The organism is Streptomyces sp. NPDC051315, from assembly GCF_044455165.1.
Taxonomy (GTDB): domain Bacteria; phylum Actinomycetota; class Actinomycetes; order Streptomycetales; family Streptomycetaceae; genus Streptomyces.
Genome location: NZ_JBITEN010000004.1, coordinates 147,122 through 165,369, shown reverse-complemented (window position 1 = coordinate 165,369; position 18,248 = coordinate 147,122). Strand labels below are relative to the sequence as shown.

Genomic DNA, 18,248 nt, shown 5'->3' with positions numbered 1-18,248 from the left:
GGGTTCGCCTTCCTCGTCTCACGCACTCCCGGCGTGGCCGGCGTGGTCCAACGGCCTGGTTCAACGTTGCATCCGCACCCGTCGTCCGGCCCTCGCCCGGACCGCCCGGACCTCGCCCGGACCTCTCCGGCCGTCGGCCGCCCGTGACCGCCGTGACCGCCGGGGTGACCCGCTTCGCTCACTTCCCCCCTCCGCCCCGCGCCCCACCTCCGGGACACCGGAACCCCCTTGGAGATCTCATGACCGTGCGCCTGCACTGGTTCCTGCCCACCACGGGCGACGACCGTGACGTGGTGGGCGTGACCGCCCGCGACTCCCTCCAGTCCCGCACCACCTCCCGTCCGCCCACCCTCGACTACCTCGCCCAGGTGGCCCGGGCCGCCGAGTCAGCCGGGTTCGAGGCGGTGCTGACCCCGACCGGCAGCGACTGTGAGGACTCCTGGCTGACCACGGCCGCGCTGATCCCGCAGACCAGCCGGCTGAAGTTCCTGGTCGCCTTCCGCCCCGGCGTCATCGCGCCCCCGCTCGCCGCCCAGATGACCGCCACCTACCAGCGGCTGTCCGGCGGGCGCCTGCTGCTCAACGTCGTCACCGGCTCCGACGCCGACGAGCAGCGCTCCTACGGCGACTTCCTCGCCCACGACGAGCGCTACGCCCGCACCGGCGAGTTCCTGCGCCTGCTGCACACCGCCTGGCGCGGGGAGGCGTACGACTTCGAGGGCGACCACTACCGGGTCGCGGGCGGGCGTCTGCGCAGGCCGCCGCTGGCCCGGCCGCCGGTCTTCTTCGGCGGCTCCTCCCCGGCCGCCCTGCCGGTCGCCGCCCGGTACGCCGACACGTACCTCACCTGGGGCGAGCCCCCGGCGGCCGTCGCGCGGAAGATCGGCCGGGTGCGTGAACTGGCCGCCGCACAGGGCCGTGAGCTGTCCTACGGCATCCGGCTGCACGTCATCAGCCGGGACACCGCGGCCGAGGCGTGGGCGGAGGCCGACCGCATCCTCGACGCCCTGGACCCGGTCGCGATCCGGGCCGCCCACGAGCGCTTCAGCAGCTCGGAGTCGGAGGGGCAGCGCGCGATGGCCGCGCTGAGCGGCGGGCGCACCGACCGGCTGGAGATCCACCCCAACCTGTGGGCCGGCTTCGGGCTGGTCCGTCCCGGCGCGGGCACCGCGCTCGTCGGCAGCCACGAGCAGGTCGCCGAGCGGATCGAGGAGTACGCCGCGCTCGGCATCGAGCACTTCATCCTCTCCGGTCAACCACACCTGGAGGAGGCGATCCGGTTCGGCGAGTGCGTCCGGCCGCTGCTGAACCGCCGACTTGCTCCCGCCTAGCTCGTTCTGACCTTCCTTCACCCAACCCCTTGCAGCGGACAGGACTCCACCATGACTCGTTTTCTCGACAGAAGGTCCGCCCTCCGGCTGTTCGGCGCCGCGGGCCTCGGCCTGGGCCTCGCCGCCTGCGCCGGGCCCGGCGGCGGCTCCTCCGGCACCGCGAGCGGCGCCTCCCCCTCCGGCCTCGCCACGTCCGGCGCCGTGAAGGGCACCGTCTCCTTCGCGCACTGGCGGGCCGAGGACAAGGCGGTGCTCGCCGGCCTGGTCAAGGCGTTCGTGAAGAAGTACCCGGACGCGGGCGTCGAGCAGGACATCGCCCCGTCCGCCGACTACCAGTCCACCGCCCTGCGCCGCATCCAGGGCTCCAGGACGGGTGACGTGTTCACCGCGTTCCGGGGAGCCCAGTTCCAGCAGATCGTCAAGGCGGGGGTGTACGCGCCGCTGACCGGCACCGACGTCGTCGACGCGTACCAGCGACTCCTCATGGGCCCCGGCGCACAGGACGGCAAGCAGTACGGTCTGCCCTACCAGCTCGTCTTCAACATGCCGCTCGCCAACACCGACGCCCTCGACAAGGCCGGCCACACCGCGGCGCCCAAGGACTGGGACGGCTTCCTGCAGCTGCTGGACGACCTGAAGGCCAAGGGCTACACCCCGCTCGCCTGGCCGGGGGGCGACTCCGCCAACGCCGGTCAGCTGCTGAACGTGATGGTGATGAACAACGCGCCGAGCGACGACGCGTTCGCCCGGATCGAGTCCGGCACCCTGAAGGTCACCGACGACTGGTTCCTCGGCACGCTGGAGCAGTACGCCGCTCTGCGCCCCTACCTCCAGGAGCGTGCCACCGGATCCAGCACCGACGCCGTCACCCGGCTGTTCGCCGAGGGCAGGGCCGGTCTGCTGGCCACGGGATCCTTCCAGATGGCGGGCGTGCGCGCGCTCGGCGCGACGTTCCCCTTCGACCTCGTCGCCCCCATCACCACCGCCGCCGGGAAGGCGAAGTACGAGGGCGTCTTCAACACCACCTTCATCCTCGGCGTCAACAGCGCCTCCACGGTGCAGCCCGCCGCCTACGCCTTCCTGGAGTTCCTCAGCGACCCCGAGAACGCCGGCGCCTACGCCAACGGCACCGGTCAGCACGTCACCGTCGAGGGCGTCGAGTACACCAACGCCGACCTGAGGGCGGTCGCCCCCTGGCTGACCCGGAAGACGCTGCTCGCGCCGCGCTTCCAGTTCCTCGACCTCGACATCCGCACGGCCGTCGAGAACGCGACCGTGGCGGTCGTCGGCGGCAAGAAGCCGGAGCGGGCCGCCGAGGAGGCGCAGCGTGTCATCGACCAGAAGCGGTCGTAGGCGGCGGCGCACGGCGCGGGCGCTGTGGCTGTTCCCGGTGCCCGCCCTTGCCCTCTACCTGTTCTTCTTCGCCTACCCGGTCGTCCAGGGCGTGCAGTACGCGCTGACCGACTGGGACGGCTACAGCGCCGGCTACCACGACGTCGGCCTGCGCAACTTCACCGAACTCGCCGCCGGTGACGACATGTTCCGCAACGCGGCCGAGAACAACCTCGAGCTCACCCTCACCGTCGTCGTCGCGCAGACCGCCCTGGCCCTGCTGCTGGCCCTCTGGCTGGTCCGCACCACCCGCGCCTCGACGCTGCTCAGGGCCGTCTTCTTCCTGCCCACGGTCCTGTCGTCGGTGTCGGTCGCGTTCGTGTGGCGGTTCGTCTACGACCCCGACGGCGGCCTGCTCAACTCGGCGCTGCGCGCGCTCGGACTTGCCTCCTTCCAGTCGGTCTACCTCGGCGACCCGGACACGGCCGTGTTCTGGCTGGCGCTGACGCAGGTGTGGTTCCACGCGGGCCAGATGATGGTCGTCTTCATCGCCGGGCTCCAGGCGATACCGAAGGAGCTGTACGAGGCGGCGGAGCTGGACGGCGCCGGCCGGCTGGCCCGGTTCCGTTACGTGACCTGGCCGCTCGTCGCCCCGGCCACCGCGATCGTCGTCGCGTACACCACCGTCCAGTCGTTCAAGGCGTTCGACCTCGTCCTCGGTCTGTCGGGCAATCCGCCCGGCCCCGCGCTCGACATTCTCTCCACCCGCATCTACACGACGTTCTCCAACAACCAGTTCGGCTACGCGGCCGCCCAGTCGGTGGTGTTCATGGCGCTCATCGCACTGCTCACCTGGGTGCAGCGGCGGGCGACGGGAGGGGCGACCCGATGACCAGGACCGTACGCCCGGTCGCGCTGCTGGCGGGCGCCGCCGTCGTCGTCTTGCCGCTGCTGGTGGTGGTGTTCGGCACGTTCAAGACGCTGCCGCAGCTGTTCGACGCGCCGCTGGCCCCGCCGTCGTCGCCGACTCTGGACAACTACCGGCGTGCGGTGGAGGAGGGCGGTCTCGGCGCCGCGTTCGCCAACAGCGCCGTCGTCACGGCGGGTGCGGTGACGCTGACCCTGGTGGTGGCGAGCCTGGCCGCGTTCTTCTGCGCCCGTGTGCCGGGTCGGGTGGGCTGGGCCGTCTTCGGCGTCCTCGTCGCCGGGCTGGCGGTGCCCGCGCAGGCGGCGATCGTCCCGCAGTACGTCCTCTTCGACCGCCTCGGGCTGACCGACAGTCTGCTCGGCCTGGCCCTCGTCGACGCGGTGACGACCCTGCCGACGGCCGTGTTCATCCTGGGGGGCTTCCTGCGCACCATCCCCGAGGAGCTGTACGAGGCAGCCGAGCTGGACGGGGCCTCGCCGCTGCGGGCGTTCCGCTCGATCGCGCTGCCGCTGACCCGGCCGGCCCTCGCCACCACCGGCATCTTCCTGTTCGTGATGGACTGGAACGACCTGCTCTATCCCCTGCTGTTCATCCGCTCCCAGGAGCACCGCACCCTGCCTCTGGCGCTGCTCGACTTCCAGGGCGAGTTCCTCACGCAGTACCCCCTGCTGTTCGCGGGCGTCGTCATCGCCTCGGCCCCGGTGGTCGTCGTCTACGTCCTGCTGCAGCGTCACTTCGTGGCGGGCCTGACGACGGGGGCGGTACGGGGGTAGGCCCGGCGGCACCGGTACCGGGCCCGGCTCGGCAGCACCGGTACGGCGGGCGTTGCCGCGTACCGGTGAGCACCACGGGGGGACGGCGGGCACCACCGGGGTCGGCAAGCGACCTCCACGGCAGGTACGACGTCAGCCGCTCTCCCGTACCACCAGCCGGTGCCCCGCCGGCAGTACCCGCGGCTGGGTCGCGCGGGCGCCGTCGACGGTCCGCAGCAGGGCGGTCACCGCGAGGCGGGCCAGCTCCCGTTTGTCCGGGGCCACGGTGGTCAGCGGCGGCGCGGTGTAGCGGGCGGCCTCGATGTCGTCGAAGCCGACGACCGCGAGGTCGCCGGGCACCGAAAGACCGCGTGCGCGCGCCGCGTGCAGCACTCCCTCCGCCAGCGTGTCGGCGAAGCAGAACACCGCGTCGGGCGGCTCGGGCAGGTCGAGCAGCGCGTGCGCGGCGGCGACGCCGTCGGCCCGGTGGTAGGCGGCGACGGGCGGGGCGAGCGTCTCGTCGTAGGCGAGGCCCGCCGCCTCGAGGGCCTGGCGGTGACCGGCCAGCCGGGTGGCCGACGTGGCCGCGTGCGGCGCGGTCTGCCGGCCGACCACCGCGATCCGGCGCCGTCCGCGGGCCAGCAGATGGGCGGTCGCCTCGCGGGCCGCGCCGGTGTTGTCGACGGTGACGTGCGGGCAGGGCAGATCGTGGACGCGTTCGCCGAGCAGTACCAGCGGTGTGGGGTCCGGGGCGCGGGCGGCGGCCCGGTCGTCGAGCGCGAGCGGGCTGAGGATGACCCCGTCGACGAGCGGGTCCGTGCGGCCGAGCGCGATGTCCAGCTCCGTCTCCGGGCGGCCGCCGGTCACCTCCACGAGCAGCGTGCAGCCGTGGGCCGCCGCCTCCCTCAGCAGGTGCCCGGTCAGTTCCGCCCAGTAGGGCATGGTGAGTTCGGGCACGGCCAGCAGCAGCACCCCGCTGCGGCCGGTGCGCAGGCGCCGGGCGGCCGTGTTGGGCCGGTAGCCCAGCTCCTCGACCGCGCGCTGCACCCGCTCCCGCGTCGCCTCCGAGAAACGCCCGGTGCCCCGGACCACGTTGGAGACGGTCCGCATGGACACCCCGGCCCGCTCCGCCACCTCCCTGAGTCCTGTCACCGCGCGCATCGCGTCAGGTTAGAGGCAGGGTCGACGGGCGGATACCCCTGGGCGGAGCAGGCGGAGGGCTGTCACGAGCTGTTCACGCCCGGGCGGGGTGCGGCGGTGGCGCGCTGTCGGGCGGGCCGCGCCACATGACGACCAGGCGTCCCCTTCCGTTCGTTTGTGATCGTTTCATTGCGCTCTTGTGGCAGAACGATCGGGAGGGCGCAGGGTGCGGCAGGCTGAACCCAGGTGATCTTCACCGCGGGCCCACGCCGTCCGTCCCCACACGTCTCCCCCTCCCGGAGCCGACCTCCGCCCCTCACGAAGGAGCACCGACCGTGCACGTGGCGCACCACCGAAGAACCGGCGCGACCGTCGCCGCCGCCCTGCTGGCGGGCCTGCTCGCCGCGCCCGCCGCCGATGCCGCAACCGCGGCGGCGACGCCCCGCCGGGTGGTGGAGGACCTCGACCGGGGCCTGGTCGCCGTCCCCTCCGGCAAGGGGACCTTCCTCAGCTGGCGGCTGCTCGGCACGGAGTACGCCCGCGAGGGCGACGACATCGCCTTCAACGTGTACAAGAACGGACGCCGGCTGAACCGCACGCCGGTCACCCGCTCGACGACCTACCAGGACGACACCCGGGGCGAGGGCACCTACACCGTCCGGGCCGTCGTCGACGGCCAGGAGCGCCGGGCGGGCCGCGCCGCGCTCGAACTCCCCGACGGCCACGCCGAGATCCCGCTCGCGGCCGCCGACGGCTACACCGTCCAGCACGCCTGGCCGGGCGACCTCGACGGCGACGGACGGTACGAACTGGTCGTCAGCCGGCTGTCCACCGACCGCTCCGGCACCGACCTGCTGGAGGCGTACACGCTCACCGGTGAACGGCTGTGGCGCGTCGACCTCGGGCCGGGCTCGCTCGCCCAGGCGCCGGGCAACGGCGCCAACGACCCGGCGCCCGCCGCCGTCAGCGGTTCGACGGCCATCGGCGGCTACCGCAACGACGACAACGTCACCGTGTACGACCTCGACGGCGACGGCCGCGCCGAGGTGCTGCTGCACACCGCCGACGGCACCACCTTCGCCGACGGCTCCCAGGTCGACGCCCCGTCGCCCGCCGACCAGTTCGTCTCCGTCGTCGACGGGGCGACCGGTGCCGAACGCACCCGGCAGCCGGTGCCCGACGACTTCACCGCCGACGGCCCCTCCGGCGGCCACTTCGGCATCGCCTACCTCGACGGCGAACACCCCAGCCTGGTCACCAAGCTGGTCACCCGCGTCGGCGCCAGGCGCGGCGCGTTCCGCGTCCTCTTCCAGACCTGGGACTTCGACGGCACCGGCCTCACCCGCCGCTGGAAGTACGTGGTGCCCGCCGACAGCGGCGCGACCAGCTTCCACCAGATCCGCACCGTCGACCTCGACGGCGACGGCCGGGACGAGATCGCCGACGGCAACTACGTCGTCGACGACGACGGCACCCTGCGCTACGTCGTTGCCGGCGCCGGACACGGCGACCGCTTCGACATCGCCGACCTCGACCCCGCCCGCCCCGGCCTGGAGGGCTTCGCCATCCAGCAGTCCGAACTGGGCATCGTGTCGAACTTCCCCTGGTACTACTACGACGCCGCCACCGGCGAGCGGCTCGCGACCGGCGCGCACCCGGCGAACCCGGTGAGCGACGCCGACCTGGACGTCGGCCGCGGCAACGCCGCCGACATCGACCCCGGGCACCCCGGCTACGAGTACTGGACCTCCACCGCCGACGTCACCCGGCCCGGCGCCGGCGTGTTCAACGTCCGCGACGGGAGGGTCGCCACGACCACCCCCAGCGTCAACTTCCGCATCTGGTGGGACGGCGACAAGGCCGCCGAACTCCTCGACTTCACGCACGTCGACAAGTGGGACCCGGCGACCGCGACCGGCACCACGGTCTTCGACCCGTCCGGTGTCGTCTCCGGCGCCCGCAACGCGACCCCGTTCCACGGGGACCTGATCGGCGACTGGCGCGAGGAGATCCTCGCCGAGACCACCGACCACACGGCCCTGCGCCTGTACACCACCACCGAGCCCACCTCGACCCGCCTCTACACCCTCGCGCACAACCCGGCCTACCGCCTCGGCTGGACCGTGCGCGGCTACCTCCAGTCCACCTACACCGACTACTACCTCGGCACGGAGACCCGCCGTGTCCCCAGGCCCACCCTCACCACACCCGGAGGAGCCGTGTCCCGTGACCACCACGCGTAGAGCCTTCGCAGCCCTCGCGGCGGGCGCCGCCCTGGCCGCCCTCGCCCCGGTCGGCGCCGCGCAGGCGTCCCCCGCCCACCGCGGCCGCGCACGTCTGATCGCCCGCGACGACTTCCGCCACGGACTGCGCCGATGGGCCGTCGAACTCCAGGACGGCGGCACCGTCACCGCCTCCCGCGGCATCCTGGAGATCGACGTGCCGAGCGGGGCGACCGTCTGGTTCAGGCAGCGCCTGGAAGGGCCGTACGTCCTGGAGTACACCGCCACGCCGGTCGCCGAGGGCGGTGCCAACGACCGCGTCTCGGACCTCAACAACTTCTGGAACGCCACCGACACCCGCTCGCCCCATGACCTCTTCGCCACCAGCCGCGGCGGCGCCCTGGCCGAGTACGACCACCTGCGGACGTACTACGTCGGCTACGGCGCCAACACCAACACCACCACCCGGCTGCGCCGGTACGTCGGCGAGGCGGGCGTGCGCCCGCTGGTGTACGACTACACCGAGCCGCTGCTCGTCCCCAACGAGCCGAACCACGTTCGGATCGTCTCCGACGGCTCCACCGTGCGCTGGTGGAACAACGGCCGCCTGGTCTTCGACCACCGGGACCCGCAGCCGTACACGGCCGGGCACTTCGCCTTCCGGACCACCTGGAGCCACTTCCGGATCAGCGGCTTCCGGGTGTGGCGTCCGGAGTCCCACGGGCACTGACCGGGCGCGTCCCGCACGGACGGGGCACGTCCCGCACGGACGGGGCGGCACCGGCCTCGGGCCGGGGCCGGTGCCCGCCGTCCGTCGGCGAACCGCCGCCCCAGGCCGTCACGGCCAGGGCGAGTGACATCACGACGGCGCCCGCGGCCGCGGCTCGGACGGTGCGCAGGGATCGGCCGCCCCCGTCCCTGACGCCGTCACTCCCGACGCCGGCTCCGCGACACCGCCGCTGCCCGGGGTCGTCCCGGTGGCGCTGTCACGTTCCGAGGTCGTCTCGGTGACACCGTCACTCTCGGGGGGCGTCTCCGGGACGACTGCTTCCTGTGCCGGCGGTCTCGGGGGTCGTATCCGAGGCGACGGCTTCCTGTGCCGGCCCTGTTCTCCCGAAGCTGCCACGAAGTGACAAGTCACTCAGCGTGTCATCAGGGCCGCGGTTTCCGTGCGAGGTTCAGGAACTTCGGGGCCGGTGAGGGCGGCGAAGTCAGCGTGAGCCTGCTCGACGGCTTCGGGGTACGCCTCGCGCTTGGCGTGCTCGGCGAGCGCCCGGTAGATGCCGGCCACCGAGGGGTTCTGTCCCTTGCGCTTGCCGGTGGGGATGATCAGGTCGGGCTGGATCTGCTCGACGGACCCGCCGCCTGCGCGGCGCAGGAGCACGGTGTGGAACGTGTCGTCGGTGATGACCGGGGGCCGGCCGCCGTGCTTGCTCTTGCGGGCCGCGGTGTCGAGCCCGGATCACCGGTCGATGGTGGCCATGTTCGCCTCGTTGTGGCGTTCGCCCGCGGCCGGTGTGAGGTTGTTCAGGCGGTCCAGCTGAGCGGCGCTGAGTTCGATGCCGTCGGCGGCGGTGTTCTCTTCGACGCGTGCGACTCGGCGGGTTCCGGGGATGGGGGCGATGTCGTCGCCGCGGGTCAGCAGCCAGGCCAGCGCGGTCTGGGCCGGGGTGGCGCCGATCTCGGCTCCGATGGCCTGTACTTCGTCGACGATGCGCAGGTTGCGCTGGAAGTTCTCGCCGATGAAGCGCGGGTTGGTCTTGCGCCAGTCGTCGTCGGCGAAGTCGTCGACGGTGCGGATCCGCCCGGTCAGCAGGCCGTGCCCGAGCGGCGAGTAGGGCACGAACCCGATGCCGAGCTCGCGCAGCAGCGGCAGGATTTCGGCCTCGACGTCGCGGGTCCAGAGGGAGTATTCGGTCTGCAGCGCCGACACGGGATGCACGGCGTGCGCCCGGCGGATCGTCTCGGGACCGGCTTCCGAGAGGCCGATGTGGCGCACCTTGCCTTCGGTGACCAGCTCGGCCAGCGCGCCGACGGTCTCCTCGATGGGCGTGTTCGGGTCGACGCGGTGCTGGTAGTAGAGGTCGATGTGGTCGGTGCCGAGCCGCTTGAGCGAGCCTTCGACCGCGGTTTTCACGTTGCCGGCGCTGCTGTCGACGACGCCGGGGCCGTCGCCGGCGTGGGAGACGAGGCCGAACTTCGTCGCCACGACGACGTCGTCGCGGCGGCCCTTGATGGCCTTGCCGACGATTTCCTCGCTGTGGAAGGGGCCGTAGATCTCGGCGGTGTCGATGTGGGTGACCCCGAGGTCCAGGGCCCGGTGGATGGTGCGGATCGACTCGGCGTCGTCGAGCCCTCCGCCCGTGGTGTAGGTGCCGGCCATGGTCATGGCTCCCAGGCCGATGCGGGAGACATCGATCCCGCCCAGTGATACGTGCTTCATCAGGTACTCCTTGTCGTGACGGCCGTCAGGCCGGTCGGTGGTCGTGAGTAGGGGGCGCCGCCCGTTGGCAAACCGTGCTGGGGTGATCCGCGCGCTGCCGGCGCGGGCGCCGTTGCCCGGGTGGCGGGTCAGCGCCGTAGGTGCATCCGGCGGCCGCCTCGGCCGGGCATGGTGCTTAGGTGTGGGTGTCGTCACCGGTCAGACTGCCGAGGACATCGATGCCGCGGTCGTCCGTGATGTGTCCCGGCGGCCGGGCGGCCGACCGTGGGGGATTGGAGCTGGCCGCTGTCAGGTGGGGTGGTCCGACCCTGGTGTTGCCAGGGCCAGGCCGCGGCGGATCCGCGGGCTGAACCGGCTGCGCCGGGTCAGTGCTCGTGGGCCGCCGGCTCCAGAACGAGGACGGGGATCTCACGGTCCGTGTTCTTCTGGTACTCGGCGTAGTCGGGGAACGCTTCGACGGCTCGGGCCCACCACAGGGCCTTCTCGTCCCCGGTCACCTCGCGGGCCAGCATGTCCTGACGCACCGGGCCGTCCTGAAGCTCGACCCGAGGGTCGGCCACCGCGTTGTGGTACCAGACCGGATGTTTGGGGGCTCCTGCCATGGAGGCGACCACGGCGTAGACGCCCTCGTTCTCCACCCGCATGACCGGGATCTTGCGGATTTTGCCGCTCTTCGCGCCCAGGGTGGTCAGGATGACGACGGGCAGGTCCCGGAGCCTCTCGTCTTCCTCCCGTGCGACCAGGACACTCAGCGTCGTTCCCTGCGTACCGCCGGAGCTCTCGTACAGCTCCACCTGGTCCCGTGCAAACTGCGCCTTGCTCGGCTCGTACTCGCCTTTGAGGGGCATGTTGACTCTCTCCGTGCTGTCGAAACGCGCACCCGGCGCACTGCTCCGTCCTGGCCGGGGTGCGGGGCGTGGTGCTCAGGCGTGGGCGTCGTCGTAGGCCAGGGCGCCGCCCAGTTCGCGGGATGCCTCGGCCTGGGCGAGGAGCTCCTTGGCCTTGGCCTCGGCGGCCTCGATGGCGTCCGCACCGGCGACGAAACGCAGCAGCGGCTTCTCCTGCTGGGCGATGGTGAGCAGGGCGCGGGCGAGCTTGGCGGGGTCGCCGGGCTGCTTGCCGTTCATGCCCTTCATGCCCTCGATCCGGGGTGCGGTGCGCGGGGCGTAGTCATCGATGGACAGCTCGGGCCAGGTGGTGGAGCCGTCCACGAGTAGTTCGGTGCGGAAGTAGCCGGGCTCCACGATCGTGGTCTGGATGTTGTACGGCTCGACGTCGTAGCGCAGAGACTCCATCCAGCCCTCTTCCGCGAACTTGGAGGCGGCGTAGGCGGAGGTGAACTCCATACCGACCAGCCCGGCGGTCGAGGTGATGGTGATGACGTGGCCAGCGCGCTGCCCGCGCATGATCGGCAGGACGGCGCGGGTGACGTTCATCGGGCCGAAGAGGTTGGTCTCGAACTGCTTGCGCATCTGCACGGGCGAGATCTCCTCGAAGTAGCCGGTGAAGAGGTTCCCGGCGTTGTTGATCAGGACGTCGATGCGGCCGAAGCGGTCGACAGCTGCCTGCGCGGCGGCCTCGGCGTCCTCCAGGCTGGTGACATCGAGCCTGGTGACCAGCAGATTGTCCTGCGGCCCGCCCAGGGTCTTCTCGACCTCTTCGGGGCGGCGGCCGGTGGCGACGACCTGGTGGCCGACGGCGAGGGCCTCGCGGGCGATGTCCGTGCCCAGACCGCGTCCGGCACCGGTGACGAGAATGACCTTGCTCATGGAGGATCTCCTTTCAGGCGCCGTGCTCCGGCACCCGCGGTGTGCGGGGGTGATGCATGCAGCGCAGACGGCGCCACAGAGGGGGCTGGGACCGACGGCACGAGCGCCGTCTGTCCGGACGGTTCACACCGCCGTGGGCGGTGCACCACCAACAGAACCGGCTGTCACGCGAGGGTGGGAGTCCCTGATGAGGGGGTCACTGACAGGGACCCCCAACCCGGCGGATGCGCTCGTAGAGTGAAGCGCATGGCAGGCAGAAACGACCCCAACGGCACAAGCCGCGACATCCGTGATGATTTCCGTGCGGAGATCCGGGAATTCCTGGGCACGCGGCGGGCCAGGGTCACCCCCGAGCAGGCTGGGCTGCCCGTGTACGGCGGAGAGCGCCGACGGGTCACCGGGCTGCGCCGCGAGGAGGTGGCCCTCCTCGCGGGCATCTCCAGCGAGTACTACACCCGGCTGGAGCGCGGCAATGCCACCGGCGTCTCCGACAGCGTCATCGAGGGCATCGCACAAGCCCTGCAGCTCGACGAGGCCGAACGCGTCCACCTGCTCGACCTCCTGCGTGGCGCCGGCACGACCCGTCCGCCACGCCGCCGCCCGGCCCAGAAGCGTGTCCGGCCCACGGTGCAGCGCGTCCTCGACTCGATGAGAGGCACACCCGCGTTCATCCTCAGCGGACGCGGGGACATCCTGGCCGCCAACCGCCTCGGGCGCGCCCTGTTCTCCCCCGTCTACGCCGACCCGGTACGGCCGCCGAACAATGCCCGTTTTGTCTTTCTCAGCCCGCACGCGACCGAGTTCTTCCGCCACTGGGACGAAGTCGCCAACGACACGGTCGCCATGCTGCGTGCCGAGGCCGGCCGCGATCTCTACGACCGACGGCTGACGGACCTGATCGGCGAGTTGTCCACCCGCAGCGCGGAATTCCGTCGCCGCTGGGCGGCCCACAACGTCCGGATGCACACCACCGGCGTGAAGCTCCTCCACCACCCGGTCGTCGGCGACCTCGACCTGCCCTTCGAAACCTTCCCGCTCCCTGACGGGCCCAGCCAGTTCCTCCTCACCTACATCGCCGAGCCCCACTCGCCCTCGCAGGACGCCCTGAACCTGCTGGCCAGCTGGGCCGTGACCGACGACGGCATCGAGCGGTCCGCGTCGGCTAACGACTCCCAGCCCGCAGACTCGGGCGAGACACCGGACTGAACGACGGGCCACGGGAGGCGACATGCCCGCCCCCGAACACGACAACTGACCACCCGGACGGCACCACCCGAAACGCATCGGGGCGGGCGAGGGTGGCGCTCGGTTCCGACCGAAGCAGGTGCAGGGCGAGCATGGACACCTCCTGGGACCCGGTCCGGTCCTCCGGCTCCCACTCCTGCCGCACCCCAGGCTCCTTCCGGTCGTCATGACCGGACCAACCTCGCTGAGCACGGCGCTCGATCAGCCCAGAAGATCCAAAACCCTGACAAGCAGACTCAGATCCGCTACGGAGAGCTACCTGTCACTTCGTGGCAGCTTCGGGAGAACAGGGCCGTGCCGGGCGGTCGCGGCGGCGGTCGCGCCGCCGGCTCGCACCGCGGACGCCATGCGTTCGCGGTGCGAGCCGGCGAGGACGCCTCACCGGGTCGGCGGCTACGGCGTCGTCACCGCCGTCGGCGCCGGCGCGTACCCCGTGGGCCGGGCGGTGAACGTGCCCCGGCCCTGGGAGCGGCTGCGCAGCCGGGTGGCGTAGCCGAACAGCTCCGCCAACGGCACGGTGGCGGTCACCACCGCCGCGCCGCCGCGCACCACCGATCCGGTGACCCGGCCACGCCGGGCGGCGAGGTCACCGAGGACCCCGCCGACGGCGTCCTCGGGCACGGTGACCGTGACCTCGACGATCGGCTCCAGCAGCACCATCGCGCAGCGGCGCAGGGCCTCCCGCAGCCCCAGCCGGCCCGCCGTCCGGAACGCCGTCTCGGAGGAGTCCTTCACATGCGTCGCCCCGTCGGTCAGGGTGACGCGCAGCCCGGTGACCGTGTGCCCGCCGAGAGGACCCTCGGCGAGGGCGTCCCGGCAGCCCGCCTCGACGGCGCGGACGTACTCCTGCGGTACCCGCCCGCCGACGACGGCCGACCGGAAGTCGAACCCGTCCTCCAACGGCTCCACGTCGAGCACGACATGTGCGAACTGCCCGGCCCCACCGTCCTGTTTGACGTGCCGGAAGACCAGTCCGGACACCCCACGGCCGACCGTCTCACGGTAGGTGACACGCGGCCGCCCCACGTTGACCTCCAGCCCGAGGCCGCGGCGGATCTTCTCCACCGCGACCTCCAGGTGCAGTTCGCCCATGCCCGACAGCACCGTCTGCCCGGTCTCGGGGTCGGTGCGGACCGTCAGCGACGGGTCCTCCTCGGCCAGCCGGGCGAGTGCGGAGACCAGCCGTTCGGCGTCGGCACCACGGCGCGGTTCGACCGCCACCGAGACGACCGGGTCGGCGACACCGGGCGGCTCGAGGACGAGCGGGGCGTCCGGCGCGCACAGGGTCGAGCCCGCACGGGCCGACTTCAGCCCCACCACGGCCACGATGTCCCCGGCGACCGCCCGCTCCAACGGCGCGTGCCGGTCGGCCTGGACGCGCAGGATCCGCCCGATCCGCTCGGTACGCCCCGCGGTCGCGTCCCACACCGTGTCTCCCTTCTCGATCGTTCCGGAGTACACCCTCAGGTAGGTGAGCCGGCCGGTCGGGGTGGCGCCGACCTTGAACGCGAGGGCGGCGAAGGGGGCGGTGGGGTCGGCGGGGCGTTCTTCCCCGGCGGCACGGCGCGTACCGGATGCCCCCTGCCCACCGGACACCGTCGCCGGCACACCGCGTACGGCCGGCACGTCCAGGGGCGAGGGCAGACAGCCCACCACCGCGTCGAGCAGTGGCTCGATGCCACGGTTGCGGTAGGCCGAGCCGCACAGCACGACCACACCGTCGCCGGTGCGGGTCAGGTCGCGCAGGGCGGTGGTGAGGGTCTCCGCCGACAGCGTCTCCCGGTCGCAGAACTCCTCCAGCGCGGCCGGATGGCGTTCCGCCACCGCCTCCTCCAGCAGTCGGCGCCGGCGCAACACCTCGTCCCGCAGTTCCTCCGGCACGGGCCCGTCGGCGACCGTTCCGTCTCCGTCGTCCCAGGTCAGCGCCCGCATGCGCAGCAGGTCGACGACGCCGGTGAAGGCGTCCTCCACACCGATGGGCAACTGGACCACCAGCGGGGCCGGGTGGAGCCGGTCGCGGATCGACGCCACGGCCGTGTCGAGGTCGGCGCCCGCCCGGTCCATCTTGTTGACGAACGCGATCCTCGGCACGCCGTGCCGGTCGGCCTGCCGCCACACCGATTCGCTCTGCGGCTCCACGCCCGCGACGGCGTCGAAGACGGCGATCGCCCCGTCGAGCACCCGCAGGGAACGCTCCACCTCGTCGGCGAAGTCGACGTGACCGGGGGTGTCGATCAGGTTGACGCGGTGACCGTCCCAGGTACAGCTGACGGCCGCGGCGAAGATGGTGATGCCCCGGTCGCGCTCCTGGGGGTCGAAGTCGGTGACGGTCGTCCCGTCGTGGACCTCGCCGCGCTTGTGCGTGGTCCCGGTGGCATACAGGATCCGCTCCGTGACGGTGGTCTTGCCCGCGTCGACGTGGGCGAGGATGCCCAGGTTGCGCACGGCGGCGAGGTGACGGTCGAGGTTGTTGCGCACGGCCCTTGGCCTTTCAGGGTGTTTCCGAGAACGGGCAGCGCGATTCCGACGAGCGGTGTTGACGCATCGACGGTTCCCTCACGGCGGGACAGGTCATGGCCGCGGGGGACCGCCGAAGGAGGCGTCCGGGGTTCTGGGAGTTCCGGAGTTCCGGAGTTCCGGAGTTCCGGGGGTCTTGGTTCCGGATTGACGGAGTTTCAAGTTCCCGGAGTGCGTTCCCGGAGTTTCGAGTTCCCGGAGTTCCGAGGCGCTGAGGGCTCGTCAGGTCATCCGGTGTCGGCCGCGCAGCGGACACCGGACGGACGAGGACACGAGGATCACCTCGTAGCGGGAACGGGGAGCGGCGACAGCAGTGTGGTCACGCATGGCGGGCTCCTCTCGTTCGGCTCGGTGACGCGCTGCCCCCGTGTCGTGGGCGGCGCAGGACGTGTGGTGAGTGTAGGGAGGAAAGGGCGGGCACCGCACGGGGTTTTTCGGGCGCCGGCCCCTGCGGAACAGGCGAGAGGGCCCCGCCCCGCGGAACAGGCGGGCACGCCCCGCTCCCGCGGTCAGGCGAGTGCGCCCGCCGTCTCCTCGGCGTCCCGCGCCCCGTAGAAGTGCCGGCGCACCCGCCGCAGCCACGCGTCGGCGGCCCGCTCGTCGGGCTGTTCGGGCAGGACACTGCGTGCCTCCTCGAACGCCGCCTCGAACCGGCGCAGCAGCGGCAGCGCGGCGTCGGCGTCCGCGGCCACCTGCTCGCCGAACCGGTGGTAGCTCTCCGGGTCCTCGACCCGGATGGTCAACCGGCCCGTCGTGTACAGCTCGTAGCCCTGCCGGCACAGCCGTTTGAGGTGACGGGCGTGTTTGGCCGTGCGTTTGCGGGTGTCCGCGGAGAAGGAGCCGTCGCCACGGCTGTGCAGTTTTCTGAACTGCTGGGTGGCGTAGCCGAGGTAGGCGTCACGGACCCGGCGGGCACTGAGGAACGTCGTACGGATGCCGACGAGCTCGTCGCCCAGGGGGGTCCGTGTCTCGTACAGGTCCTCGGGGAGCCAGACGAGTTCCGTCACGGTGGGGTTGCCGCCGAGGGCGAGCCGGCACCACTTCGCGGCCTCGTGCAGGGTGCGGTCGGGGGCCGTACTGACGTGGGACTCCTTCGGCGGGTGCAGGCCGTGCAGCGCCTCGGTGGGGGCCGCGAACAGGCCGAGGCGGTCCACGTCGGACCCCTCGTGCGCGAGCCCGTAGGCGGTCGAGCCGACGATCCCGGACAGCAGGACGTTCTGGACGGTCACAGGTGCCCCCGGTGGTGATCCGTGGTGATCTGCCGACGCCGCGGGCGGGCGGCGGGACCGTCATGATGCCTCGGCGACCGGCCCGGTCACCTCGCATTTTCGAGGCCGCGGCGGGCTTCCGGGCCATCGCCGGTCCGTCGGCGGGTTCACTCGTCCGGCTCAGTGCACTGGTCACGCACCCGGGCGGGTGGTGCGGTGGAGGGGCAGGGGGGCAACCGCCCGGGGCACGCACGCGCCGGGGAACACTCTCGCCTTCAGGAGGCATCCGTGACCACCTCGCGCCCGTCCCGCCAGGCACCCGCTGCTCGTACGGCTCGCCGGTCATGCACGGCCCGTACGGCTCGTGCGGCCCGTGAGCCCGGTACGGCGAGCACTCCCCGTACGCCCACCGCTGCCCGTACGCCCACCGCTGGCCGTACGTCCAGCACGCCCCCCGCGGCTCGCCCGCTCCATGCCGTCCGCTCCGCCCGTGTCCTGGCCGCCGCGCTGGCCACCGGGGCGCTGCTGGCCACGCAAGCCTGTTCCGGCGGGGAGGGCGGTACGGCGACCGACGCGGACACGGCCGCCGCCTCCGCCGCCCAGCAGCCGCTCGGCCAACGGCTCTTCGCCGAACGGCCGCTCGCCCGGCAGACCGTCACCCCGCCGACCTCCCCGTCGGCCTCCCCGGCTCTGACCGAGGACCGCGCGCGGACCGCGCTGATCACGGAGGCGGACCTGGAGGACGACTGGACGCAGGTGAAGAACGCGGAGACCTGGCAGGACTCGCTGCTCATCGGGCAGGTGGACGCGGCCGCGTTCCTCACCGGCAAGACCGGGGCCGCCGACTGCCAGCGCCTGCTCGACGCGCTCTACGACGACACCCTGCTGGGCCGCCCGTCCGGGGCGTCGGCGCTCACCGGGTTCCAGGAGGGCCAGTCCCGGCTGCTCTACCAGGTCGCCGCCTACGAGCGGGCCGACCTGGACAAGTCGCTGGACTGGCTGGAGTCGCTGCCCGAGACGTGTGACCAGTTCACCGTGACCGGCGGCAGCGGCGGACAGCGGACCGTGCAGGTCGTCGAGGCCTCACTGCCCGAGGAGGGCGACGTCCGGCAGGGCCTGACGGTGACGGTGAAGGGCACCACGGACGGCGCCCCGGTGACTCTCACCCTGGACGTGGCCGCCGTACGCGTCGGCACCGACGCGATCACGGTCACCAACGGCGGGCTCGCCGGAGCCGACCACGACAGCACCGTGACCGCCGTGCAGCAAGGCACCCAGCGGCTGAAGGACGTGCTGGCCGGGCGGACCCCGACGGCCTCGCCGGGGCGGCTGGGCTGAACCGCCGAACGGCCGCCGCCGTT

General features: G+C 72.3%; 15 protein-coding genes. 8 read left to right on the top strand and 7 right to left on the bottom strand.

Annotated features, from left to right (window positions below; all coding sequences use genetic code 11):
- The first annotated feature begins 239 nt into the window (after positions 1–239).
- Genes ACIBBD_RS09910 through ACIBBD_RS09895 form a run of 4 tightly spaced genes read left to right on the top strand, consistent with a single transcriptional unit; the run spans position 240 to position 4,364 of the window.
- Positions 240–1,331 carry an LLM class flavin-dependent oxidoreductase gene (locus ACIBBD_RS09910; RefSeq protein ID WP_399418822.1) on the top strand — a complete coding sequence of 364 codons (1,092 nt, stop codon included), beginning with the start codon at positions 240–242 and terminating at the stop codon, positions 1,329–1,331.
- Positions 1,332–1,382: 51 nt separating this feature from the next.
- Complete coding sequence (locus ACIBBD_RS09905; RefSeq protein ID WP_399418821.1) at positions 1,383–2,684, top strand: ABC transporter substrate-binding protein; 1,302 nt, start codon at positions 1,383–1,385, stop codon at positions 2,682–2,684.
- Positions 2,659–3,555 (top strand): carbohydrate ABC transporter permease, encoded by an 897-nt coding sequence (locus ACIBBD_RS09900; protein WP_399418820.1) that lies wholly within the window; start codon positions 2,659–2,661, stop codon positions 3,553–3,555. Before ACIBBD_RS09905 ends, ACIBBD_RS09900 begins: the two co-directional genes overlap by 26 nt.
- Positions 3,552–4,364, top strand: a complete 813-nt coding sequence (locus ACIBBD_RS09895) for a carbohydrate ABC transporter permease (RefSeq protein WP_399418819.1) — start codon at positions 3,552–3,554, stop codon at positions 4,362–4,364. Before ACIBBD_RS09900 ends, ACIBBD_RS09895 begins: the two co-directional genes overlap by 4 nt.
- 132 nt (positions 4,365–4,496) lie before the next feature.
- Here the strand turns inward: ACIBBD_RS09895 and ACIBBD_RS09890 are convergent, their stop codons facing one another.
- Positions 4,497–5,504, bottom strand: coding sequence for a LacI family DNA-binding transcriptional regulator (locus tag ACIBBD_RS09890; RefSeq protein WP_399418818.1), 1,008 nt, complete (start codon positions 5,502–5,504; stop codon positions 4,497–4,499).
- A gap of 314 nt (positions 5,505–5,818) precedes the next feature.
- On the opposite strand from ACIBBD_RS09890, the gene ACIBBD_RS09885 reads away from it, so the two are divergent.
- Together ACIBBD_RS09885 and ACIBBD_RS09880 are read left to right on the top strand one after the other, a co-directional pair.
- Positions 5,819–7,726: a hypothetical protein gene (locus ACIBBD_RS09885; RefSeq protein WP_399418817.1), complete on the top strand. Its 1,908-nt coding sequence runs from the start codon at positions 5,819–5,821 to the stop codon at positions 7,724–7,726.
- Positions 7,710–8,435 (top strand): DUF6250 domain-containing protein, encoded by a 726-nt coding sequence (locus ACIBBD_RS09880; protein WP_399418816.1) that lies wholly within the window; start codon positions 7,710–7,712, stop codon positions 8,433–8,435. The genes ACIBBD_RS09885 and ACIBBD_RS09880 overlap by 17 nt, the downstream gene beginning before the upstream one ends.
- Positions 8,436–8,846: 411 nt before the next feature.
- On the opposite strand, the gene ACIBBD_RS09875 is transcribed toward ACIBBD_RS09880, so the two are convergent.
- The 4 genes from ACIBBD_RS09875 to ACIBBD_RS09860 form a co-directional block, all read right to left on the bottom strand.
- Positions 8,847–9,089 carry a hypothetical protein gene (locus tag ACIBBD_RS09875; RefSeq protein ID WP_399418815.1) on the bottom strand — a complete coding sequence of 81 codons (243 nt, stop codon included), beginning with the start codon at positions 9,087–9,089 and terminating at the stop codon, positions 8,847–8,849.
- 78 nt (positions 9,090–9,167) lie between these two features.
- On the bottom strand, positions 9,168–10,148 hold the full coding sequence (locus tag ACIBBD_RS09870) for an aldo/keto reductase (RefSeq protein WP_399418814.1): 981 nt from the start codon (positions 10,146–10,148) through the stop codon (positions 9,168–9,170).
- A gap of 365 nt (positions 10,149–10,513) precedes the next feature.
- Positions 10,514–10,996, bottom strand: a complete 483-nt coding sequence (locus ACIBBD_RS09865) for a nitroreductase family deazaflavin-dependent oxidoreductase (protein ID WP_399418813.1) — start codon at positions 10,994–10,996, stop codon at positions 10,514–10,516.
- 75 nt (positions 10,997–11,071) lie between these two features.
- The gene (locus tag ACIBBD_RS09860; protein ID WP_399418812.1) at positions 11,072–11,917 is read right to left on the bottom strand and encodes an SDR family oxidoreductase; all 846 of its coding nucleotides are present in this window, start codon (positions 11,915–11,917) and stop codon (positions 11,072–11,074) included.
- A 246-nt stretch (positions 11,918–12,163) separates the two neighbouring features.
- Here ACIBBD_RS09860 and ACIBBD_RS09855 point away from each other — a divergent pair, with 246 nt between their 5' ends.
- Complete coding sequence (locus ACIBBD_RS09855; RefSeq protein WP_399418811.1) at positions 12,164–13,123, top strand: helix-turn-helix domain-containing protein; 960 nt, start codon at positions 12,164–12,166, stop codon at positions 13,121–13,123.
- Positions 13,124–13,555: 432 nt separating this feature from the next.
- Here the strand turns inward: ACIBBD_RS09855 and fusA are convergent, their stop codons facing one another.
- Positions 13,556–15,640 (bottom strand): elongation factor G, encoded by a 2,085-nt coding sequence (fusA, locus tag ACIBBD_RS09850; protein WP_399418810.1) that lies wholly within the window; start codon positions 15,638–15,640, stop codon positions 13,556–13,558.
- 548 nt (positions 15,641–16,188) lie between these two features.
- Positions 16,189–16,908, bottom strand: coding sequence for a DNA polymerase beta superfamily protein (locus ACIBBD_RS09845; RefSeq protein ID WP_399418809.1), 720 nt, complete (start codon positions 16,906–16,908; stop codon positions 16,189–16,191).
- 474 nt (positions 16,909–17,382) lie between these two features.
- Here ACIBBD_RS09845 and ACIBBD_RS09840 point away from each other — a divergent pair, with 474 nt between their 5' ends.
- Positions 17,383–18,225, top strand: coding sequence for a hypothetical protein (locus ACIBBD_RS09840; protein WP_399419095.1), 843 nt, complete (start codon positions 17,383–17,385; stop codon positions 18,223–18,225).
- The last annotated feature ends 23 nt before the right edge of the window (positions 18,226–18,248 follow it).

Excerpts from the sequence above, each read along its gene's own strand:
- ACIBBD_RS09890 (WP_399418818.1), bottom strand. The coding sequence starts at position 5,504 with ATGCGCGCGGTGACAGGACTCAGGGAGGTGGCGGAGCGGGCCGGGGTG.
- ACIBBD_RS09910 (WP_399418822.1), top strand. The coding sequence starts at position 240 with ATGACCGTGCGCCTGCACTGGTTCCTGCCCACCACGGGCGACGACCGT.
- ACIBBD_RS09865 (WP_399418813.1), bottom strand. The coding sequence starts at position 10,996 with ATGCCCCTCAAAGGCGAGTACGAGCCGAGCAAGGCGCAGTTTGCACGG.
- ACIBBD_RS09905 (WP_399418821.1), top strand. The coding sequence starts at position 1,383 with ATGACTCGTTTTCTCGACAGAAGGTCCGCCCTCCGGCTGTTCGGCGCC.
- ACIBBD_RS09860 (WP_399418812.1), bottom strand. The coding sequence starts at position 11,917 with ATGAGCAAGGTCATTCTCGTCACCGGTGCCGGACGCGGTCTGGGCACG.
- ACIBBD_RS09895 (WP_399418819.1), top strand. The coding sequence starts at position 3,552 with ATGACCAGGACCGTACGCCCGGTCGCGCTGCTGGCGGGCGCCGCCGTC.
- ACIBBD_RS09870 (WP_399418814.1), bottom strand. The coding sequence starts at position 10,148 with ATGAAGCACGTATCACTGGGCGGGATCGATGTCTCCCGCATCGGCCTG.
- ACIBBD_RS09855 (WP_399418811.1), top strand. The coding sequence starts at position 12,164 with ATGGCAGGCAGAAACGACCCCAACGGCACAAGCCGCGACATCCGTGAT.